The sequence below is a fragment of the Streptomyces sp. NPDC039430 genome (assembly GCF_055639435.1).
Genome location: NZ_JBVKAK010000026.1, coordinates 39,063 through 61,031 on the forward strand (window position 1 = coordinate 39,063; position 21,969 = coordinate 61,031).

The following is a 21,969-nucleotide window of genomic DNA, read 5'->3' on the forward strand; positions in this document are numbered from 1 at the left end:
GGCTCGGGCGCCCCGGCTCGGGGTCAGCCGGTGGTGAGGACGATGTTGGCCGGTTCCTCGCCGGCGACGAACCGGGTGAGCTGGCCGGTCAGCAGCCGTTGGGCGCGCGGCAGGAACGCGGAGGTGGAGCCGCCGACATGGGGGCTGATGAGGACGCCCGGGGTGTGCCAGAGGGGATGGCCGGCGGGCAGCGGTTCCGGGTCGGTGACGTCCAGGGCGGCCGTGATCCGTCCGCTCCCGGTCTCGGCGAGCAGCGCCTTGGTGTCGACGACGGCGCCGCGCGCGACGTTGACCAGAAGTGCGCCGTCCTTCATCCGCGCCAGGAACTCCGCTCCCGCCAGGCCCCTCGTCCCCTCGGTGAGCGGGGTGGAGAGGATCACCACATCGGCGTCGGGGAGCAGTCCGGGGAGATCGGTGAACGCCTGGACGGCGCCGCGCTCCGTCGTGCGGGCGGAGCGGGCGACGCGCACCACCCGCGCGCACTCGAAGGGCGCGAGCCGGTCCTCGATGGCCGCGCCGATCGATCCGTACCCGACGATCAGTACGGACCTGTCGGCGAGCGCCGGGTAGAAGCCGGAGCGCCACTCCTCCCGCTGCTGGCCGGTGACGAAGCCGGGGATGCCGCGCAGGGAGGCGAGGACCAGGGCCAGGGCGAGTTCGGCGGTGCTGGCCTCGTGGACGCCCTTGGCGTTGCACAGGCGTACGCCGGCGGGAAGCGTGCCGAGCGCGGGGGTCACATGGTCGATGCCGGCCGAGAGGGTCTGGACGACGCGTACGGAGGTCATGGCGGCGAGCGGCCGTACCGCGACCTCGGGTCCCTTCATGTACGGGACGGCGTAGAAGGCGCAGTCCGCCGGGTCGGCGGGGTACTCCTCGCCGCCGTCCCAGAACAGATAACGCGGTCCCTCGGGGAGTCCCTCGATCCCGTCGGCCTGGAAGGGGAGCCACACGTCTGAAGTCATGGTCAGGAGGCTATGCGAAGTGCGCCGGACCGATGAGGTTAGCTTGTGGACGGCATGAGGAGGGGTACGGCGTTGGAGCGCAGGACAATCGGTGCGGCGGCGCTCGAAGTGGGCGCGATCGGTCTCGGCTGCATGCCGATGCACTGGGCCTACACCGGCTCGCAGCAGCACGGCGACCGTTCGATCCGTACGGTGCACGCGGCGCTCGACGCCGGTACGAGCCTGCTCGACACGGCCGACATGTACGGCCCCTTCACCAACGAGCTGCTGCTGGGGCGGGTGGTCGGGCAGCGGCGGGCGGACGTCTTCGTCTCGACCAAGTGCGGGCTGCTCGTCGGTGATCAGCACATCGTCGCCAACGGCCGCCCCGGCTATGTGCGGCGGGCCTGTGACGCCTCGCTGCGGCGGCTCCAGACCGATGTGATCGATCTCTACCAGCTGCACCGCGCCGACCCCGAGATACCGGTCGAGGAGACCTGGGGCGCGATGGCGGAGCTGGTGACCGCGGGGAAGGTGCGGGCGCTCGGGCTGTGCGCGGTGGGGGCGCGCGCGTCCCGGCGCAGATCGGGGGCGCATCTGCACGAGTCCACGATCCGCCAGCTGGAGCGGGTGCAGCAGGTCTTCCCGGTGAGCGCGGTGGAGGCGGAGCTGTCGGTGTGGTCGCCGGAGGCGCTGGAGCGGCTGCTGCCGTGGTGCGAGGCGCGCGGTATCGGGTTCCTGGCGGCGATGCCGCTCGGCAACGGCTTCCTGACCGGCACGCTCACGCCGGGGCAGGGTTTCGAGCCGGACGACGTACGGGCGCGGCATCCGCGGTTCACGGCGGAGATGATGGCCGCGAACCAGCCACTGGTGGTGGGGTTGCGCCGGATCGCGGCGCGGCATGACGCCACCCCGGCGCAGGTGGCGCTGGCGTGGGTGCTGAGCCGGGGGCGGCATGTGGTGCCGCTGCCGGGGACGAAGCGGGAGCGGTGGGCGGTGGAGAACGCGCGGGCGGCGGAGCTGACGCTGACGGCGCGGGATCTGGCCGAGATCGCGGAGCTGCCGCCGGTGCGGGAGTCGTGGGACTGAGCGCGTCCGTGGGGTAGGTGGGGTAGGCAGAGGCGCGGCGCGGTAACGGGGAATGACAGGGGATTCGGCGCGGCCGGATCGGCGCGGACGCGTCGGCGCAGAGAGATCAGCGCAGGGGAATCACAGCCTTCGAAGGGATCGAACCGTGCGACGTTCAGCAGTGACGGCCGTAGGGGCCGCTGTCGCCCTTCTCGTGTTGACGGGATGCTCCTCGGGCGGCGACACGGGTGCCGTGCCCGGCCGGAGCGCCCCGACGACCCCGGCCGCCGCCACGTCCCGGGACGCGCAGCCCAGCCCGTCGGCCCCGCCCGCCAAGGGCTCGGCGAAGGTGGTGTCCACCGTGGCGGAAGGACTCTCGTCGCCCTGGGGCCTGGCCGCGCTGCCCGACGGTGATCTGCTGGTGTCCTCGCGCGACGAGGGGACGATCACCCGGGTGGACGCGGAGAGCGGGAAGAAGACCGTGATCGGCGACGTGCCCGGGGTCTCCCCGGCGGGCGAGGGCGGGCTGCTGGGCATCGCGCTCTCTCCCTCGTATGCCTCGGACCATCAGGTGTACGCGTATTTCACGACCGAGGGGGACAACCGCATCGCGCGGATGTTCTACGACGAGAAGAAGCCGGCCGGGCAGCAGCTGGGGGCGCCGGACACGGTGCTGCGGGGTATTCCGAAGGGCAGTATCCACAATGGCGGCCGGATCGCCTTCGGCCCGGACAAGATGCTGTACGCGGGCACGGGCGAGACCGGTGAGACGGGGCTCGCGCAGGACAGGAAGTCGCTGGCGGGCAAGATCCTCCGGATGACTCCTGACGGGCAGCCCGTACACGGCAATCCGGAGGCCGATTCGGTCGTCTATTCCCTGGGCCACCGCAATGTGCAGGGACTGGCCTGGGATTCCGAGAAGCGGCTGTGGGCCTCGGAGTTCGGCCAGAACACCTGGGACGAGCTGAATCTCATCGAGCCTGGCAGGAATTACGGCTGGCCCGATGTGGAGGGAAAGGCCGGTGAGCGCGGCTTCGTCGACCCGGTCGCGCAGTGGAAAACGGACGAGGCGTCGCCGAGCGGTATCGCGTACGCGGAGGGCTCGATCTGGATGGCCGCGCTGCGGGGCGAGCGGCTGTGGCGGATTCCCCTGGCGGGCCGGGAATCCGCGGCGGCCCCCCAGGCGTTGTTGACGTCGGAATACGGCCGCCTGCGCATGGTCCTTTCGGCGGGCGGCGACAAGGTGTGGCTGATGACCAGCAATACGGATGGCCGGGGCACACCGAAGCCGGGGGACGACAGGATCCTCCTGCTGGAAGTCGCGTAGCGATACGCGCCGCGACGCGTAGTGAAGAGGGTGAGCAGTCCGTGTTCAACCTGATCGAGGAGCTTTTCGCCCCGGGCCGCAAGCACACCGACGAGGAACGGAAAAGACTGGAACTGACCCGGGTCGACGTCGATGACAACGACCCCGGCCGGGGGCCGATAGATCTCGCCTCGGGAAAGGTCACGATAAGGCCGCCCGCCCCGCACGGGGAGTGACACGTCTCCAGGGCTGACGGGGTCCAGGACCGACGGGGTCCAGGGCTTAAGGGAACGGGCCCGGGACGCGGAGTCCGGGGCCGCCCAGGACCCGGAGCGCTACGCCGCCGAATCGGGGAAAAGGCGCAGCCGGTGCGAGAGAGCCGCCGCTTCCGTACGGCCCGACACCCCCAGCTTGGCCAGGATGTTGGAGACATGGACACTCGCCGTCTTGGGCGAGATGTACAGCTCCTCGGCGATGGCGCGGTTGCTGTGACCGGCGGCGACGAGCCGCAGGACGTCCTGCTCGCGGGGGGTCAGGCCCAGTGACCTGGCCGGGTCGGGATCCTGGCCGGGACCGGAGGCCGTACGGGCCCCGGCGGGCGTCGGCGCGAGGCTGATCCGGGCCCGGCCGGCGAGCAGTTCGATCTCCTCGGTCAGCGGGCGCGCGCCGAGGCCGCGCGCCGCCGTGTGGGCCAGGACGAGCAGGTCCGCGGCTTCGCCCCGGTCGGCGTGGTGGTCCAGCAGCGCGGCGGCCCAGCGCTGCCGGGCGAGCGCCAGCTCCAGGGGCCGCTCCGTCGCCTCGAACGCGGCGACGGCACGCGCCCACAGCTCCGGCGCCATCCTGCCCTCCGCCCGCGCCAGCTCGGCTTCCAGCAGGAGGCCGTACGCCTGCCAGACGGGCACCAGTGTGGGCATCCGCTTGGCGTGGACGCGTATGGCCGCGAGGATCGCCGCGCGTCCCGCCTCCGCCTCCGGCAGCCCTCTGGCGTCCGCCTCGATCGAGGCGGCCGTGCACAGCAGCGGCAGTGCGTACTGCCGGGTACCCGGCGGGAAGCCGTGTTCGGTGATCCGCTCGAACTCGGCCCTGGCGTCGGCCAGCGCGCCCCGCCGCGCGGCGATACACATCGCGAGCCGGGCCGGCGGTATGAGGTGCTGCGGCTGGAAGTCATGGGTGCCGAAGAAGCCCCTGGCCAGCTCCACCTGGCGCTGCGCCTCGTCGAAGTCGCCACGCACCACGGCCAGTTCGGCGCGGCGTCCGGCGACCAGACCACGCGCCTTGTGGGACTGGGCGAGCGCCACCGTGTCATCGAGGACGGCGTCCGCCTCGGACCAGCGCCCGAGGGAGAAGAGGGAGTGGGCCAGATTGTGCCGCACCCAGGCCTCCGTATCGACCAGCCCCCGTTGGTGGGTGAAGGCGACGCCCTGCTCCGCGGCGGTCACCGCCTCCCCTGAGCGGCCCATGCTCTCCAGCGTGGACGGCAGATTGACGCTGGCCCGCCCCAGGATCCCGGCGGCGCCCAGCTCGACGGCCCGGTCGCGGGCCTCGTAGATCTCGGCGATGCCCTCCTCGACGCCTCCCGCGTCGGCGGTGAGCCAGCCGCGGGTGAGACGGGCGTGCAGCTCGGTCAGTTCGGCGCCGACCAGCCGCGCGTACTCCACGGCCCGGTCGGCGGCGGCCAGGCTGTCGGGGCCCGGCTGGTGCAGGGCGCCCCAGCTCGCGACCGTGGCGAGGACCTCCGCGTGCACGGCGGACGGCCGCATGCCGCGCACCAGCTCCTGGGCGGTGGCCAGCTCCTGCCAGCCGTCGCCGCGCGTGAGGTCCTGCACCAGCCGGGAGCGCTGGATCCAGAACCAGGCGGCGCGCAGCGGATCCTTCCCGCCGTCCTCGCCCTCCAGGACCCGCAGGGCCTTCTTGGAGATCGCCAGGGCGCGTTCGCGCTCACCGCCGAAGCGGGCGGCGACCGTCGCCTCCGCCATCAGGTCCAGATAGCGCAGCGGCGCGGAGGCCGGATCGCCGCCGCAGGGCGGATAGACCTCGACGTCGTCCGGCGGCCGCAGCGTGCCGCGTACCTCCTCGGGGGCGTCGTCCCACAGCTCCATGGCCCGTTCGAGCAGCCTCAGTTGCTCGGAGTAGGCGTAGCGCTGGCGCGCCTCCACGGCGGCGCTCAGCACGGCGGGGAGGGCCTTGGCGGCGTCATGCGCGTGGTACCAGTGGCTGGCGAGGCGGGTGGTGCGCTCATCGGCCCGTACGAGCGAGGGATCGGCCTCCAGCACCTCGGCGTAGCGGCGGTTGATCCGGGAGCGCTCGCCCGGGAGCAGATCGTCGCTGACCGCCTCGCGCACCAGGGAGTGCCGGAAGCGGTAGCCGTCCCCGTCCGCCGTGGGCAGCAGGATGTTGGCGCCGACGGCGGCCCGCAGCGCCTCGATCAGCTCGTCCTCCGCGAGCCGGCCGACGGCCGCCAGCAGCCGGTATTCGACGGTCGTGCCGCCCTCCGCGACGATCCTGGCGACCCGCTGGGCGTCCTCGGGCAGCGCCTCGACCCTGACGAGCAGCAGATCGCGCAGGGAGTCGCTCAGGCCGGTGCTGCGCCCGGTCCCGATGGAGCAGGCCAGCTCTTCCACGAAGAACGCGTTGCCGTCGGAGCGTTCGAAGATCTGGTCCAGCAGGGCCGGGTCCGGTTCGGCCGCGAGGATGCCCGCGAGCTGGCTCCGTACCTCGGCGCGGTTGAAGCGGGAGAGCTCGATACGGCGGACGGAGCGCAGCCGGTCCAGCTCGGCCAGGAGCGGGCGCAGCGGGTGGCGGCGGTGGATGTCGTCGGCGCGGTACGTGGCGAGCACGACGAGCCGGCCGCGGCGCAGCGCGCGGAAGAGGTAGGCGAGGAGATGGCGGGTGGAGGCGTCCGCCCAGTGCAGATCCTCCAGGACGAGCACGACCGTACGGTCGGCCGCGAGCCGTTCGAGCAGCCGGGCGGTGAGCTCGAAGAGCCGGGCGGTGCCGTCCTCCCCGAGCGCGCCGCGGTCCGACTGCCCCAGCTCGGGCAGGATCCGGGCCAGTTCGTCCTCCTGGCCCTCGGCCGCCGCCTTCAGTTCGTCGGGGAGCTGGCGCCGCAGCGAGCGCAGCGCGGTGGAGAAGGGCGCGAACGGCAGTCCGTCCGCGCCGATTTCGACGCAGCCGCCGACCGCGACGACGGCCTTCCGGGCGCAGGCCACTTCGTGCAGCTCCTCGACGAGCCGCGTCTTGCCGACCCCGGCCTCGCCGCCGATGAGCAGCGCCTGCGGCTCGCCCGCGGTGGCGCGGGCGAGCGCTTCGGTGAGGGCGGTGAGTTCGCCGGATCTGCCGACGAACACGGGGCTGACTGACCTGGTCTCCACGGGCCCGAGCATCGCACAGGGGTCTGACAGCGCGGCACTGGTTATCGCGGCGCCGGCTGTCGCGCCGGCTGTCGCGGCAGCGGTTGCCGTGACACCGGTTGTCACCGCGCCGGTGATCGGGTGGGGTGCCATCGCGTCACGTCACGCGCCGGGTCACGCCGCGCGCGTGAACCGGTCGTGCGAGGTGTTCACCCGCCCCTCCCGTGCGTCCTTGGCCGCTCGCCTGGCCTGCCGGCGGGCGGTGCGGACCTCGCGTACGAGCCGCTGCCGCTCAGCCCTGCGGATCAGCTCGGCCTCGTTGATCTTCTGGAGTTCGTACTCGAACATCGGGTCCCCCTGATGAAGATGTCTGGCGTCTGGTGATGCCTCTACCTTCGTCTCCCAGGGGGTGTGACCGCATCGGGAGAGTGCCGCATCCTGACGGGCCCCGGTGCCTTAGAAACAGGGGCCCGGACGGACGAACGGCCTAAGGCCCCGGCTGTGACACCGTGCGGGCCTTAGACCTGGAGGGGGACGGAACGCGGGGAGGGAGCGGGCTCAGGGGGTGGGGGTGGGGGCGGCCGGGGGCGTGGGCAGGGCCGCGAAGAGGTCGAAGTACATACCGAGGGAGACCAGCAGCCCCAGGAAGCCCAGGATCGCCCCGGCCAGCGCGAAGGGGCGCACCCAGCCGGTGCGCTGCGGCAGGGTCAGCACGATCACTCCGACGAGCAGCGCCACCAGGGCCACGGCGCCGTTGATCGCGGCGGTGACGTGCCAGCCGTCGGCGTAGATCGCGGAGATCTGCTGCTCGGCGGTGCTGGACTGGCCGGTCTTGAGCTGTCCCACCAGGCCCTGGCGCTCGGCGAGGACGCGGCTCGTCCAGGTGCCGGTGAGGGCGACGATCCCGAGGCAGACGGCGACGATGGAGGCGGCCGCGGAGCCGAGACCGGACGGGCGGCTCGCCGCGACGGCGTCGTCACCGTCCAGGTCGTCGTCCTCCGTGTCCTCCGCGTCGGCGGCGTCTTCGTCCCGGGCTTCGGCCGTGGTGGCGTCCTTGTCGGCGCTCTCGGTGACGGACCCCTTCGTGAGGTCGGCCTTGGGGCCGGTCGTGGTCTCCGCCGTCGCCTCGGCGCCGGAGGCGGCGCTCGCGGCCGTCTTCGGGCCGGTGGTCTGGTCGGCGGTCTCGGTCTCGGGGGTCGGATTCATACGGCGCACGCTAGGGGCCCTGTCTGAGAACTTCCTGAGAACGCCGAAACCCGCCGTCGAAAGAGCGTTTCCCGACGACGGCGGACCGTTCACCGCACGAGCACGCTGTCCTCGGTCGCGCTGTCCGCCGTCTCGCGCGGCTCGGGGAGCTTCGCGTCCCCGCGCTCTCCGGGTGCCTCGATACTGATCCGCGGCAGCCAGCGGTCGAGCCGGCGTGGCAGCCACCAGTTGGCGCCGCCGAGCATATGCATCAGGGCCGGGACCAGCAGGGTACGGAGGACGAAGGCGTCCAGCGCGACCGCCGTCGCCAGCGCGATGCCGAACATGGCGATGACCCGCTCACCGCTCAGGACGAACGCGAGGAAGACCGAGATCATGATGACCGCCGCGGAGTTGATCACCCGCCCGGTCTCGGCGAGGCCGACGCGTACCGCCCGGCGGTTGTCCCCCGTCTCCAGCCACTCCTCGTACATCCGGCTGACCAGGAAGACCTGGTAGTCCATGGAGAGCCCGAAGAGCACCGAGACCATGATCACGGGCAGGAAGGGCTCGATCGGGCCCGCGCTGCCGAGCCCCAGCAGCTCGCTCCCCCACCCCCACTGGAAGATCGCGACGACGACCCCGAACGACGAGGCGACGGCGGCCACATTCATCAGCGCGGCCTTGACCGGGATGCCCACGGACCGGAAGGCGAGCAGCAGAAGCAGACAGCCGAGGGTGATGACGACCCCGATGAAGAGCGGCAGTTTGCCGATGATGATCTCCGCGAAGTCGTCGTAGCTCGCGGTGAGCCCGCCGACGTGCACGTCCAGGGAGGTGTCGGCCTCGGCCTCGGGCAGGACGTCCGTACGCAGCCGGTCGACCAGGTCGCTGGTGTCCTTCGACTGGGGCGAGGAGTCCGGTACGACGGTGAGCGCCGCCGTGTCGCCGCTGCCGTTGAAGGTGATCGGGCCGACGGACGCGACGCCCTCCGTCGTGCGCAGCGTGCTGGGCAGCTGGTCCATGGCGAGCCGGTCGTCCGCGCCCTCAAGGTGCGCGACCAGCGTCAATGGACCGTTGACGCCGGGGCCGAACCCTTCGGCGAGCCGGTCGTACGCCTGCCGGGTGGTGCTGGAGGCGGGGTTGTTGCCCTGGTCGGAGGTGCCCAGATGGAGCGAGAAGGTGGGCAGGGCGAGGACCAGCATGACCGCGGCGGCCACGGCGCCGAGCAGCTTGGGGTGGCGTTCGACGAAGAGGGACCAGCGGGCGGCGAAGGTCGTGGGCCGTTCGGGCTCGGGGCCGTGTGCGGCGAGCCGCGCGCGTTCGCGCCGGCTCAGCGCCCGCGTATCGATGTACGAGAGCAGGGCGGGCAGCAGGGTCACGGACGCGGCGACGGTCAGGACGACCGTGAGCGAGGCGGCGATCGCGACACCGTTGAGGAAGCTCAGCCCGAGGATCAGCATGCCCAGCAGGGCGATACAGACGGTGGCCCCGGCGAAGACGACGGCTCTGCCGGTGGTCGCGACCGCGTCGACCGCCGCCTCGTGGACGCTCAGGCCGCGTTTGAGGCCCGTACGGTGCCGGGTCACGATGAACAGCGCGTAGTCGATGCCGACTCCGAGGCCGATCAGCAGACCGAGCATCGGGGCGAAGTCGGCGACCGTCATCACATGGCCGAGCAGCGCGATGCCCGCGTACGCCGTGCCGACCGAGACGAGCGCGGTGGCCAGGGGCAGCAGGCTCGCGGCGAGCGAGCCGAAGGCGAGGAAGAGGACGACTGCGGCGACCGCCACGCCCACGATCTCGGCGGTGTGCACCGTGGTGGACTCGGTGAGCGCGACGGCGCTGCCGCCGAGCTGGACGTCCAGCCCGTCGTCGGCGGCGGCCTTCGCGGTGTCGACCACCGCTGCCGCCTGCGACACGGGTATCTCGTCGGTGGGCCGCTCGAAGGTGACGCGCGCGTAGGCGGTCCGTCCGTCCGCGCTGATCTGCGCGGCGCCGTCGGGGGCGTAGGGGCCCGCGACGGAGGAGACGCCGGGCAGCTTCCCGACCTTGTCGAGCATCTCCCCCATGCGCTGCCGGACCTCGGGCGTGCGGACGGAGCCGAAGCCGGGACCGGTGCCGGAGGCGCGGTCCGCGTGCCAGACGATGGTGTTGTCGTCGCCGCCGAGCCCGCGGAAGCCGTCGTCGAGGAGCTGGGCGGCACGGCCCGACTCGGTCCCCGGGGCCTCGTAGTCGTTGGTGTACGAGGATCCCAGCACGCCCGCGGCGGTCGAGACACCGCCGAGGGCGAGCAGCCAGAGGAGGACGGCGAGGAGACGGTGCCTGATGCACCACCGTGCGATGGCTGCCAACGGATCGCTCCCTGGGTCACTCCGGGTCACTCATGGGAGATTCACTGTCGCAGCGAATAGTGATCGATTGTCCGTTTGGTGGGTTTACTCACAGTGTGCGGCGCGCGGGAACCCGGCGCGGCTCCGGCGTCTCAGCCGGAGACGCTCACCCGCCCGTTCTCGATGTGGCCCATCAGCCGGCGGCGGAATCCCGTCCCGGTGTCGCCGCCACTGCCGGTGTCGCTGTCGCTGTCGCTGTCGGTGGTGATCTCGATGTCGTACCAGCCGTGCGCGTCCGCCGCGGAGTGCACGACGGTCCGGCTGCGGCCGGGCTTCACCGTGATCTGCCGGGTCCAGCCGTCGAGGTCGGCCTCGTCGACGTATCCCAGGGGCCGCAGCGTGAACGTGATCGGCCGGTCGCCGCTGTTGCGCAGGTCGAGATGGAGATCGCGGTCGTGGTGGTCGACGGTCGAGGAGACCTCCGCGCCGTGTCCTGCCACCGGTCCCGCGAACTCGCGGCGGAAGCCGTTGGGCCCGGTGATCGTGAAGCGGTACGCGTCACCGGTGAGCCCGGTAAGGGGCACCGTCCATTGCGCCGTGCCCCTTACATCGCGGTGCTGGGGGATCGCGAACTCGCCGGCGTACGGATAGAGCGCGAAGTGCGCGCTCGCGCGCCCGGTGTTGCTGAGCGCGACCGTGAACACCCGCCCCTCGCCCTTCCCCTCGACCCTGCCGTACGCGTCGGTCTGGTACGGCAGCGGCCTGGCCGGGCGTACGCCCTTCTCCTGTACGGGCATCCGCTGCTCGTCGGGGGGTACGGGCCGCCAGCGGCCGGTGAACGGCGGGATCTCCCCCGGCTGTTCGACCTCGGGCAGCCTGCGGCCGCGCTGGAAGTCGAAGGCGGAGGTCAGATCGCCGGTGACATTGCGCCGCCACGCGGTGATGTTGGGCTCGTCCACACCGGTCCACTTCTCCAGGAAGCGGACCACGGAGGTGTGGTCGAAGACCTGCGAGCAGACGTAACCGCCGACGGTCCAGGGCGAGACGACGAGCAGCGGGACGCGCACGCCGAGCCCGGTCGGCCGTCCCTGCCAGCGTTCGGCGGAGCCGGAGGGGCCCTCGGCGGGCGGGACGGGCGGCGGTACGTGGTCGAAGAAGCCGTCGTTCTCGTCGTAGTTGATCAGTACGACGGTGTGCCGCCAGACATCGGGGTGCGCGCCCAGCGCGTCGAGCACCTTGTAGACGAGCGTGGCGCTGGCGATCGGCGACGACGAACCGGGGTGCTCGGAGTCGATGGCCGACGGCACCAGATAGGACACCTCGGGCAGCGTCCCGGCGGCCACGTCGGCCCGGAACCGCTCGGCCAGGGTGCCGCTCTCGACCCGCCGCAGCCCGCGCTCGAAGAGGGAGCGCTCGCGCGGTTTCAGCGCGGCGACGCCCGCGTCCAGCGCGGCGAGCAGCCGCTCGCGCTCCGCGGCGTCCTCGGTGTCGCGCACGGCGGCGTAGAAGGCCTCCATGTAGGTGAAGCCGGCCGCCCCGGGCCGGCCGGGCAGCGCGCGCGCCACGGTGAGCGCCTTGCGCGCGATGTCCTTGAAGGTGGTGAAGAACTCGATGTTGTTGTCGGTGAAGTTCTCCCACTCCGTGTACGTCTGCCAGCTCCGCCCGGCCTTCTCCAGCCGCTCGGCATAGGTCGGCCACGAGTAGCCGGGGTGGTTGGCCTCGTCGTACGCGTCGTTCCCCACGGCCCGCCGTCCGTCGGCCTCGTACCCGGTCCAGCCGCTCCACAGATGGTTGCGGTTGGGGCTCGTCGACGTATGGACGGAGGAGTGGTACGCGTCGCAGATGGTGAACGTGTCCGCCAGCTCGTAGTGCAGCGGCAGGTCGTGGCGGTCGTAGTACGCCATGGTGGCCGCGGTCTTGGCGGAGACCCAGCCGTCCATCCACCCGTTGTTCCAGGCCGCGGCCCCGCCGTTCCAGGAGTGGTCCAGGTCCCCGATGTACTGGAGATCCTTCTTCTGCGCCTCGGCCGCGTCCCGGATGGGGAAGGGCAGGACGGTCTCCAGCGGGCCCGGCTGCTCGAAGACGGGCTTCCCCGACGGCAGTTCGACGGCGTTGCGGTCCCCGAAGCCCCGCACGCCGCGCAGCGTGCCGAAGTAGTGGTCGAAGGAGCGGTTCTCCTGCATCAGGATCACCACATGCTTGATCGCCCGCATACCGTCGGCGGCCGGCTCGGCGGCCAGTGCGGCCTGAAGGGACGGCGGCAGCACCGACCCCACCGCGGCCGCGCCCAGGGCGCCGGTGCCGAGGGCGAGCATTCTTCTGCGCGATATCTCCGGAGACATGCTTGGGGACGGTAATGAAGCCCGGTGTCCGAGAGAAGACCCCGCAACGGCCGAGGAGTGAACGTCGAAGGGGGCGAGGCCCGCGCCGGGGGCGAGGCCCGCGGCGTCGGTCAGTCGGCCGAGTCCATGAACTCCAGCATCCGGCGGTTCACCTCGTCGGCGTGGTCGATCTGTGGTCCGTGGCCCGTGCCGGAGACGATCTCCGCCCGCGTTCCCGGTATCAGGCGGGGCACGCGCTCCACCTGCCGTCGCGGGTGCACGAGCAGACTGCGCTTGCCGAGCACGAGGTAGAGCGGGGTGCGGATGGTGGACAGTTCGCCGTCGGTCAGGGGGAGGGGGGCCGGGCGGCGTACGCGGTAGGCGCGGACGGCTGTTCTGATCATGGCGCGCAGCTCCGGCACGACGAGGACCGGCTGGTCCAGCCAGGCCGCCAGTCGGGGACGGAGGGCTTTGGGGGCTGAGGTCGCGAACAGGCTGACGAAGATCCAGACGAAGAAGCGCAGGCCCACCTTCTCCAGACCGCCGGGGTCGAGCAGTACGGCGGAGGCGAGGCGGCCGGGTGCGCGGTGCGCCTGGTTCACGGCGAGCCAGCCTCCGTACGAGGAGCCGACGAGATGGACGCGGTCGAGACCGAGCCCGGCGAGCGTCTCGTCCAGCCACTGGGCGGCCCGTTCGGGCTGGTGGATGGGTTCGCGCTGCACGCTGCGTCCGGGGTCGCCCGGGGTGTCGATGGCGTACACGGGGCGGTCGGCGCTGAGCGCGGGGGTGTTCGGGTACCACATGGCGGAGCAGGAGCTCGCCCCGTGCACCAGGACGACGGGGGTGCGGGACCGGGCGGCGGGGTCCGCGGGGCCGTAGCGGTAGACGTGTGTGGTGCCGAAGGAAGTCTCCACGTCGTATTCCGCGAGCGCCGGCGCCCCCAGGGCGTAGACGGCGTCGCAGGCCGCGAAGTGGCGGTCACGCCGGGCTTCGCTCACATAGCGGCCAACATCGGGCCGAGGACGGGCAGCGGTTTCGTGCACAGGCACCTCCGGGTCCGGATCCTTTACGGTACGAGCGTATCACCATGATGGTACCGCTGTACCATCAACGGATCCCGGCAGGGACGCACCAGCGGAACGACGAGCGGAGAACAGGCCGATGCCCAAGCGTGTGGATCATGCGGAGCGCCGTACGGAGATCGCCGAGGCGCTCGTCCGGGTCGCCGGGAGGCAGGGGCTGCACGCCGTGGGGATGCGCGATGTGGCGGCCGAGGCGGGCGTGTCCCTGCGGCTGGTGCAGTACTACTTCGAGACCAAGGAGAAGCTCCTGCTCTTCGGACTCCAGCACCTGACGGGCAGGTTCGGGGAGCGGGTCACCACCCGGCTCACGGCCGCCGGGGGCCGCCCGGGACCGCGCGCCACGATCGAGGCGCTGCTGATGGTGGCCCTCCCGACGGACGAGGAGAGCCGCACGTTCCACTACGTGCTGACCTCGTACGCCCTGCTGGCCGTCAAGGACACGGCGCTCGCCGCCCAGCCCTTCATCAAGGACCCCGACGCCGCCGAGGACACCGTGGCCGGCCTCCTCCGGCAGGCGCGGGAGGACGGTCTGCTCCGGCCCGGCGTGGATCCGCGGCGGGAGGCGGCCGGTCTGCTCGCCATGTCCGCGGGACTCGGCACGGGCATCCTCGTCGGCCAGCGCGACCCCGAATCGGCGGCCGCCGTCCTGGAACACCACTTGGACGGCGTCTTCAAGGATGGTGAGTCCGCCTGACGTACGGCGCACGAGAACGCCGAGCGGGCCCGCCAGCGGTCCAGCGGTCCAGCGACGCGCGGTCGCCCTGACGGGTGGGCGGAATGCCCCGCCAGGGCGGGATCTGGGCGATTGCCGGGCGGAAGCCGAGCGGGCGCGGGCTCTTCGTTGACCGGGTTGTCCGGGGCCGCACAGACTGGCGCTCGGCCTGGACGTACTCGGGCGACTCCGACAACGCGGCGAGCGTGCGTGCCGGGCGTCGCGGGCCAGGCGGGACTTCCGGAACACGCCCTGACGCGGATACGTCCGGTTACCGGGCAACTCGCTCTGACGGGGGGACAGGTGAACAGTGCGGCACACCACATCGGACCTGACACGGCGCCGGACCGCTACCGGCTCCTCAGCTCCATCGGGCGCGGCGGCGAAGCCGTGCTCTACCGGGCGGAGATCGAGCTGGACGGGGCGCCGGAGACGGTGGTCGTCAAGGTGCTCGACTCCACGTCGGCCCTCGGTCCCGGGCAGTTCGCCCGGCTGAGCACGAAGTGGAACGAGCAGGCGGAGCTGCTGCGCTTCGCGAACCGGCCCGGCGTCGTCGGGGTGCGCGAGCACTTCGAGGGGGCGCCGATCCATGCGCCGGGCGGCGCCTCCACCGTGTCGGGCCGGGCGCTCGCGCTGGTGATGAACCATGTCGAGGGCGTCGATCTGCGCGACTGGCGGTTCGAACGGACCCTCACGACGCCCGCCGAGCGGCGCGAGGTGATGGGCACGCTCGCCCAGCTCGCCGACGTACTGGACTGGCTGCACTCCGGCCGGGCCACGACCTCGGGGCGCGTGGTCGTCCACGGCGATCTGTCTCCCGGCAATGTCATGGTGGACGCCCACGGTCAGGCCACCCTCGTCGACTTCGGCCTGAGCAAGCTGACCGCGGACCACGAGACGGCCGAGGTCTGGTTCACACCCGGGTACGCCGCCCCCGAGGTCTTCGACGGCAGGCGCACCCCCGCGACGGACCGGTACGCGTTCGGGGCGATCGCGTACTTCCTGCTGAGCGGCCAGGCGCCGCCGAACACCCCGGAGCAGCTGCGCCACGCGATACGGGCGCTGCCGCAGCTCTCGTCGCTCCCCCCGGAGCGCAAGGAGCGGGTGCTCGCCGTGTGCGCGACGGCTCCGCGGGAGCGGCCGGAGAGCCTCGCGGGGTGGCTGAAGGACGTACGGGACGCGGTGGTGTCCACGTCCTCCGCCCCGGCCTCCGCCGCTCCCGGCGCCCCGGGCACCCCCACGCCCGCCGCTCCGACCGTGACCTCCGCTCGTCCCCCGGTCCCGCCCCCACCGGTGCCGCCGCCCCCGCCGCCCGCCATGGCTCCGCCGGGCGGAGCCGTACCGGACCCCGCGCCCGGCCCGTCGCCCTCGCCTCCCCGGGTCCACTCCGTGCGGGACGCCGTACCGCCCCGCCGGGACGCCCCCGGGCTCCGGCCGGGGCCGCTGGTCATCACCCCCGCCCCGGCCCGTAAGCGCCGCCCGGCCGCCGCCGTGCTCGCGGTGGCGCTGGCGGGCGCGCTGACCGTGATCGCCGCTCAGTGGATGTCGGCGGGGAGCGACGACGGGAACGACGCGTCGCCTTCGGTCACCGAGACCGTCACGGCGACGGAGACGGAGACGGCCGCCCCGGCGCCCCCGGATCCGTCCGCGAGCGGCAGCCCCGGCGAGTCCGGCGATCCCGGGAGCGTGCCCGGCGCCGACGCCGTCTCGCTCACCGGTCTCGGACAGGTCGACGGAGACGACGCGTTCTCGGTCAAGGAGGCGGTGATCAACAGCGCGACCCACAGCGACGCCTTCGTCTCGGACGCCGACTGCGGTGGGTACATGGAGTTCAATATCGGCCGCGCCTGGTCGACCCTCGATCTGGTCGCGGGCATCGAGGACAACAGCGTCGAGTACACCGCCCGGCTCCGTATCACGCTCGACGGAACACCTCTGTTCGACGAGAAGATCGAGCTGGGCAAGCCGCACAAGCCGTCCCTCACCGTCAAGAACGGGCTACGGCTGGTCGTCTCGTTCAGCGCCACGGACACGGAGACCTGCGACGCGGGCACGGTCGCGCTGGGCACCCCCACCCTGCGGAAGTGACCGGGCCCGCCCCACCCCGGGCCCCGTCCTACTCCCCGTACGGCCACACCAGCAGCACCGGGCACTCCGCGTGGTCGACCACGAACCGGGTCGCCCGGCCCAGGCTGTGTGGCCCCGGGCGGTCCCGCTCCCCGTCGCGCGCGCAGATCAGCAGCGCCGCGCCGGCCGCCGCCCGTACCACCTCGTGCTCCACGCGCCCGTGGTGGTCGAGCAGTTGGCAGGGCCTGCCAAGCCGGTGGGCCGCGGCCTCCAGCAGGTCGGCCGCGGCCGTACCCGAGAGCGCTTCGAGCCGGGCGCCGGGGTCACGGTCGGTCCGGTGGCCGCGGCCGAGCAGCCCCGTGTACGCCTGGTGCGCGGCGGCCGCGATCTCGTCGTCGCCGACATGGAGGAGCGTCACGTCGTCGTGCGGAGCGCGCTCGCGCGCCGCGTCGACACAGGCGGGCCAGGTGGATTCGGTGATCCAGACGACAACGGTCCGCGCGGGTACGGTCCCCGCGGGGCCGGTCGTCGGTGGACCGGGCGGCGGTACGGTCACAGCGGTCAGCCTCCGATGAGTAGCAGCGTCCCCCACAGAGCCACGGTCGAGACCACGAGCGTGGCGGGTACGGTCAGCAGACCGAGCCGGGTGAAGTGGCCCAGCGCGGGTGCCGTGTCGTGCTCGTGCAGGATGCGCCGCCACAGCAGCGTCGCGAGCGAACCGACATAGGTGAGATTCGGCCCGAGGTTGACACCGATCAGCGCGGCGAGCACCGGTCCGGGCCCCGCGGGCGCGACGACCGGCAGCAGCGCCAGGATCGCCGGCAGGTTGTTGATCAGATTGGCCAGTACGGCGGCGATCGCCGCGATCGCCAGCAGGGAGGAGAGGGACGAGCCGTCCGGCAGCAGCCGGCTGATCCCGGTGTCCAGGCCGTTGTCGACGACCGCCTTGACGACCACGCCGAGCGCGAGGACGAAGAGGCAGAACAGCGGGTTGGCGGCACGGACCAGCCCCGTGACGGTCGTCCGCCTCTGCCGCAGGGCGCGGGCCGCCAGTACGGCCGCACCGGCGACGGCCGCCCACAGCGGTTCGATCCCGGCGAACGAGGTGACCACGAACCCGGCCAGGGTCAGCCCCAGCACCACCAGCGTGAACACCGGTACCTCGCGCCGCTCGTCCGTGCTCGGGGGGTGCGCCCCCGCGGCCAGATCGGCGGCGAAGAAGCGGCGGAAGACGGCGTACTCGACGGCGATCGCGGCCAGCCACGGCAGCGCCATCAGCGCGGCGAACCGGGTGAAGGACAGCCCGCTCGCCGTGAACGCCAGCAGATTGGTGAGGTTGGAGACCGGCAGCAGCAGGGACGCGGAGTTCGCGAGATGCGTGCAGGCGTAGACATGCGGCCGGGGCCGGGCGCCCACCCGGGCGGCGGTCGCGAAGACGACCGGGGTCAGCAGCACCACCGTGGCGTCCAGGCTCAGTACGGCGGTGATGACGGCGGCGACGGCGAACACCCCGCCGAGCAGCCGCCGCGGCCTGCCGCCGCAGAACCGCGCCACCAGATCGCCCGCCGCCGTGAACAGCCCCTCCTCGTCGCAGAGCTGCGCCAGCACCAGTACCGCCGCGAGGAAGACGACGACGGGCAGCAGCGTGTCCGTCTGCGCGCGGGCGTCCTCGGGCGAGACCGCGCCGAGAGCGATGACCAGCAGCGCCGCGGGCACGGCCGCGACCGCCTCGGGCAGTCCGCGCGGCCGTACGACGGCGAACGCCAGCACGGCGAGCAGCAGCGCGACGGAGACGATCTCAGCGACGACGGAGTTCACGGGCGGTCACGTTCGCACGTTCGCGTGTTCACGGGCGGTCACAGGCGTCCACAGGCGTCCACAGGGAAAGAGCCGGCCTCTGCTTCGGGTACGTCGGAATGCTTCTCAGTGCTTCGGAGAGCTGCGGAGTGCTGCGTGGACCGTCCCGCGACGAACAAGCGGGGGCGGCGCACCCGACGGATGCGCCGCCCTCACTGGCGTCCCATGGTGTCCGACGACGGCGACGGGCGTCCGTACGAACCGGCGTCAGCCCCCGGCACCCGGCTGCCCCGCGCCGCGCCCGGTCATTCCGCCGGAGCGAGCCGCTCAAGGATCAGCTCACGCACGCGCGCCGCGTCCGCCTGGCCGCGCGTGGCCTTCATGACCGCGCCGACCAGCGCGCCCGCCGCGGCCACCTTGCCCGCGCGGATCTTGTCGGCGATGGCCGCGTTGCCCGCGATGGCCTCGTCCACGGCCGCGCCGAGCGCGCCCTCGTCGGAGACGACCTTGAGGCCGCGCTTCTCCACGACGGTGTCCGGGTCGCCCTCGCCGGCGAGCACGCCCTCCAGCACCTGACGGGCCAGCTTGTCGTTGAGGTCCCCGGCCGCGACGAGTTCCGCGACCCGGGCCACCTGCCGCGGGGTGATGGGCAGCTCGTCCAGGGCGCGGCCCGACTCGTTGGCGTGCCGGGCCAGTTCGCCCATCCACCACTTGCGGGCCTGGTCGGCCGGGGCGCCCGCGTCGATCGTGGCGACGATCGGCGCGAGCGCGCCCGCGTTCAGGATCGACTGCATGTCGTGCTCGGAGACGCCCCACTCCTCGCGGAGGCGGTTGCGCCGCGCCCGCGGCAGCTCGGGCAGAGCCTGCCTGAGCTGTTCCACCCAGTCACGGGGCGGGGCGATGGGCACGAGGTCGGGCTCCGGGAAGTACCGGTAGTCCTCGGCCTCCTCCTTCACCCGTCCCGAGGTGGTGGAGCCGTCCTCCTCGTGGAAGTGGCGGGTCTCCTGGATGATCGTGCCGCCGGAGTTCAGCACCGCGGCGTGGCGCTGGATCTCGTAGCGCGCCGCGCGCTCCACACTGCGCAGCGAGTTGACGTTCTTCGTCTCGGAGCGCGTACCGAACTTCTCCCGCCCGTGCGGGCGCAGCGAGAGGTTCACATCGCACCGCATCTGGCCCATCTCCATGCGGGCCTCGGAGACGTCGAGCGCCTTGATCAGCTCGCGCAGCTCGGCGACGTACGCCTTGGCGACCTCGGGGGCGCGCTCGCCCGCGCCCTCGATGGGCTTGGTGACGATCTCGATGAGCGGGATGCCCGCGCGGTTGTAGTCGAGCAGGGAGTGGGACGCGCCGTGGATCCGGCCGGTGGCGCCGCCGACGTGCAGCGACTTGCCGGTGTCCTCCTCCATGTGGGCGCGCTCGATCTCGACGCGGAAGATCTCGCCGTCCTCCAGCTGGACGTCCAGATAGCCGTTGAAGGCGATCGGCTCGTCGTACTGGGAGGTCTGGAAGTTCTTCGGCATGTCCGGATAGAAGTAGTTCTTCCGGGCGAAGCGGCACCATTCGGCGATCTCGCAGTTGAGCGCGAGGCCGATCTTGACGGCCGACTCGACGCCGATCGCGTTGACGACCGGGAGCGAGCCCGGCATGCCCAGGCAGGTCGGGCAGGTCTGCGAGTTGGGCTCGGCGCCCAGCTCGGTCGAGCAGCCGCAGAACATCTTGGTCCTGGTGCCGAGCTCGACATGGACCTCCAGGCCCATGACGGGGTCGTACGTCGCGAGGGCGTCCTCGTACGGCACGAGTTCAGTGACGGTCACAGGTACTTCTTCCTCATCAATGCTTCATCGGTGTCGGCCAGCCAGCGCTGGTAGGAGGACAGCTTTCCGAGTACGGAGAGATCCACTTCGTCGGCGAGGCGGGCGAAGTAATCGCTGGGGTCGGACCGCCGTGCCTTCTTCAGTACGTTCGCCAGCACGCGCTTCGGGTGAGCGGGATGGCCGGGCGCCGGGTTTCCCTGTTCCACATCGGCGGGGTGCGGATACGGATGCGCCGACAGGTCGGCGGCCGGCTGCACCCGGGTCAGCGCGGCCCGGTCCGCCAGCACCCACGATTCGGTCATCACCCGGGGACCGAGCAGCACGGGCGCCGCCGACTGCTCCGGCAGCGCGGAGAGCGCCTCCAGCAGCCCGTGGGCATCCGGAATCTCCTTGTGGTCCCGGTGCACGAAGAGTACGTCGCACCGGCCGGCCAGTTCCGTGGCCGCTCCGAGGAGGACCTTCGGCTCGGCTGTGCTGCGGACCTCACTCTTCTCGCAGGGAGTGAGTACCTCGGTGGCCTTGAGCGCCCTGGCGTGCAGCGTCTCCTCCAGTTGCCGGATGACCAGCCGTTCGAGGAACGGCAGATCGCTCGGGCCCTCGACGAGCAGCCCGAACCTGAGCAGGCGTACGCGGCTCACGCGACCACCTGTCCCATGGACTCCAGCAGACGTTTCACCTGCTCGGCCGTGACCGTGTCGCCCGGCTCCTCGTCCGCCACGGGCGTACGGACGGGACGGGCTCGGGTCACGGTCGAGACGCCCGTGCGTGCCGGGTCGATGTGCGACGCCTGCTCCAGGAAGACCAGGCTTCCCGAGACGTCGTCGCGCAGGGCGGAGAGCAGCACGGGAGAGTGCGTGGTCGCGATCAGCTGGCGGAACCCGTACGTCCGGGTGGCCCGGCCGGCGAGGCCGGGGAAGTCGTTCACGTCTCTGCGCAGCCGCCTCACCAGCTCGGCGATCCGGGTCGGATGCAGGCCGTTCTCGATCTCCTCGACGGCCAGCAGCCCGGCCCGCCGGTCGTCGTACCAGGCCGCCAGGAGTGCGAGGACGCGCATCGTGCCGTCGGACAGCATCGGCGGGGACGTCCAGCCGGTGTGCCGGAACCGTACGTCGAAGTCGTACTCGCCGCGCCGGTCGTCGAACAGTGGCCTGATCCCGGACGCCTCCGGGATCAGCGCCGCCAGGTCGGCCTCCATGTCGCGGAGTTCTCCGGGACCGAGGCGCCCCAGCACGGCCGCCAGATTGCTCCCGTTCGCGAGGAGCGTCAGCTCGTCGCTGCCGCCGAACGGCCGACGCATGGCGGCCGGGTCGAGCGCGATCCGCTCCCAGGTCACGGTTTCGCTCGCGAGGTGACCGAGAAGTTCCTGCGCCCCCTCGGGCCCAGGTCCGCCCGAGCCGGGATCGCTGCCGCGAAGCGGAGCCCAGTCCGCCCCGTTGCGCTCCAGGAACGATGTCCTCGCCGCAGCGAGGGCCACACGCAGCGGCCCCGGAATCGCCACTCGGTCCATCCACTCCGTATCGGTGAGGCTGCTCACCCATACCCGCCCACCGCGCCACGTGGCCTTCACCGGCCCGGGTGGTGTGCCCTGCCGTTCGATTGCCAGCCGTACGACCAGCGGGAGCGGTCCGTACCGGCTGGGCACGATCATGCCGATCTTGATCGTCAGTTCGGATGCCGTGTAAGCGCCGCCGGGCCCGTCGGTGTGATGGAAGAGATCCCGCGCCGCGAGCCGGGGGTTGTCGCCGTCGAAGACCCTCGGGAGACCCATGGTGACCGTGCGCCGGACAAAGTCCAGGGCGTCCAGCAGGTTCGACTTGCCCGCGCCGTTGACGCCCATCAGCACGGTGCAGGGCCGTACGTCCAGGGCGAAGCCGACGAACGACTTGAAGCCGTCGATCTCGATGCGGGTGATCACCGGGTCACCTCCTTCCGTGGCAACGGTGACAGCAGTGGCGGTACGCCGCGGTGGGGTGCCGGGGAGCCCGCCCTGAGC

17 protein-coding genes are annotated in these 21,969 nt (G+C 72.1%); 5 read left to right on the plus strand and 12 right to left on the minus strand.

What is annotated here, in order from left to right; genetic code table 11:
• Positions 1-23: 23 nt before the first annotated feature.
• Entirely contained in the window at positions 24-962 is a 939-nt protein-coding gene (locus ACZ7LS_RS35450; RefSeq protein WP_382517334.1) for a 2-hydroxyacid dehydrogenase, read from the minus strand.
• A gap of 72 nt (positions 963-1,034) precedes the next feature.
• On the opposite strand from ACZ7LS_RS35450, the gene ACZ7LS_RS35455 reads away from it, so the two are divergent.
• From ACZ7LS_RS35455 to ACZ7LS_RS35465, 3 genes are all read left to right on the plus strand, one after another.
• Entirely contained in the window at positions 1,035-2,030 is a 996-nt protein-coding gene (locus ACZ7LS_RS35455; RefSeq protein WP_382517336.1) for an aldo/keto reductase, read from the plus strand.
• Positions 2,031-2,175: 145 nt separating this feature from the next.
• Positions 2,176-3,336, plus strand: a complete 1,161-nt coding sequence (locus tag ACZ7LS_RS35460; protein ID WP_385134726.1) for a PQQ-dependent sugar dehydrogenase — start codon at positions 2,176-2,178, stop codon at positions 3,334-3,336.
• A 41-nt stretch (positions 3,337-3,377) separates the two neighbouring features.
• Positions 3,378-3,551 (plus strand): DUF6191 domain-containing protein, encoded by a 174-nt coding sequence (locus ACZ7LS_RS35465; protein ID WP_356511286.1) that lies wholly within the window; start codon positions 3,378-3,380, stop codon positions 3,549-3,551.
• A 99-nt stretch (positions 3,552-3,650) separates the two neighbouring features.
• Here ACZ7LS_RS35465 and ACZ7LS_RS35470 read toward each other — a convergent pair whose 3' ends face one another.
• The 6 genes from ACZ7LS_RS35470 to ACZ7LS_RS35495 all read right to left on the minus strand — a co-directional run bounded on the left by ACZ7LS_RS35470 (position 3,651) and on the right by ACZ7LS_RS35495 (position 13,547).
• Positions 3,651-6,698 (minus strand): helix-turn-helix transcriptional regulator, encoded by a 3,048-nt coding sequence (locus tag ACZ7LS_RS35470; RefSeq protein WP_385134728.1) that lies wholly within the window; start codon positions 6,696-6,698, stop codon positions 3,651-3,653.
• Positions 6,699-6,839: 141 nt separating this feature from the next.
• Positions 6,840-7,013: a hypothetical protein gene (locus tag ACZ7LS_RS35475; RefSeq protein ID WP_382517344.1), complete on the minus strand. Its 174-nt coding sequence runs from the start codon at positions 7,011-7,013 to the stop codon at positions 6,840-6,842.
• Positions 7,014-7,223: 210 nt separating this feature from the next.
• Positions 7,224-7,871, minus strand: coding sequence for a hypothetical protein (locus ACZ7LS_RS35480; protein ID WP_385134730.1), 648 nt, complete (start codon positions 7,869-7,871; stop codon positions 7,224-7,226).
• A gap of 89 nt (positions 7,872-7,960) precedes the next feature.
• Complete coding sequence (locus ACZ7LS_RS35485; protein WP_382664723.1) at positions 7,961-10,204, minus strand: MMPL family transporter; 2,244 nt, start codon at positions 10,202-10,204, stop codon at positions 7,961-7,963.
• A 131-nt stretch (positions 10,205-10,335) separates the two neighbouring features.
• The gene (locus ACZ7LS_RS35490) at positions 10,336-12,525 is read right to left on the minus strand and encodes a phosphocholine-specific phospholipase C (RefSeq protein ID WP_385134733.1); all 2,190 of its coding nucleotides are present in this window, start codon (positions 12,523-12,525) and stop codon (positions 10,336-10,338) included.
• Between the two features lie 110 nt (positions 12,526-12,635).
• The gene (locus tag ACZ7LS_RS35495; protein WP_385134765.1) at positions 12,636-13,547 is read right to left on the minus strand and encodes an alpha/beta fold hydrolase; all 912 of its coding nucleotides are present in this window, start codon (positions 13,545-13,547) and stop codon (positions 12,636-12,638) included.
• Between the two features lie 118 nt (positions 13,548-13,665).
• Between ACZ7LS_RS35495 and ACZ7LS_RS35500 the strand changes: the two genes are divergently transcribed.
• Both ACZ7LS_RS35500 and ACZ7LS_RS35505 read left to right on the plus strand, forming a co-directional pair.
• Positions 13,666-14,280, plus strand: coding sequence for a TetR/AcrR family transcriptional regulator (locus ACZ7LS_RS35500; protein WP_385134735.1), 615 nt, complete (start codon positions 13,666-13,668; stop codon positions 14,278-14,280).
• Between the two features lie 321 nt (positions 14,281-14,601).
• Positions 14,602-16,386: a serine/threonine protein kinase gene (locus tag ACZ7LS_RS35505; protein ID WP_385134737.1), complete on the plus strand. Its 1,785-nt coding sequence runs from the start codon at positions 14,602-14,604 to the stop codon at positions 16,384-16,386.
• A 28-nt stretch (positions 16,387-16,414) separates the two neighbouring features.
• Here ACZ7LS_RS35505 and ACZ7LS_RS35510 read toward each other — a convergent pair whose 3' ends face one another.
• From ACZ7LS_RS35510 to ACZ7LS_RS35530, 5 genes are all read right to left on the minus strand, one after another.
• Positions 16,415-16,846, minus strand: a complete 432-nt coding sequence (locus ACZ7LS_RS35510; RefSeq protein WP_382517927.1) for a universal stress protein — start codon at positions 16,844-16,846, stop codon at positions 16,415-16,417.
• 80 nt (positions 16,847-16,926) lie between these two features.
• The gene (locus ACZ7LS_RS35515) at positions 16,927-18,183 is read right to left on the minus strand and encodes an SLC13 family permease (RefSeq protein ID WP_382872816.1); all 1,257 of its coding nucleotides are present in this window, start codon (positions 18,181-18,183) and stop codon (positions 16,927-16,929) included.
• Between the two features lie 284 nt (positions 18,184-18,467).
• Positions 18,468-19,976, minus strand: a complete 1,509-nt coding sequence (gene gatB, locus ACZ7LS_RS35520) for an Asp-tRNA(Asn)/Glu-tRNA(Gln) amidotransferase subunit GatB (protein ID WP_382664733.1) — start codon at positions 19,974-19,976, stop codon at positions 18,468-18,470.
• On the minus strand, positions 19,973-20,614 hold the full coding sequence (locus ACZ7LS_RS35525; protein ID WP_382517367.1) for a hypothetical protein: 642 nt from the start codon (positions 20,612-20,614) through the stop codon (positions 19,973-19,975). The genes gatB and ACZ7LS_RS35525 overlap by 4 nt, the downstream gene beginning before the upstream one ends.
• Positions 20,611-21,891 (minus strand): AAA family ATPase, encoded by a 1,281-nt coding sequence (locus ACZ7LS_RS35530; RefSeq protein ID WP_385134739.1) that lies wholly within the window; start codon positions 21,889-21,891, stop codon positions 20,611-20,613. Before ACZ7LS_RS35530 ends, ACZ7LS_RS35525 begins: the two co-directional genes overlap by 4 nt.
• Positions 21,892-21,969: the final 78 nt, after the last annotated feature.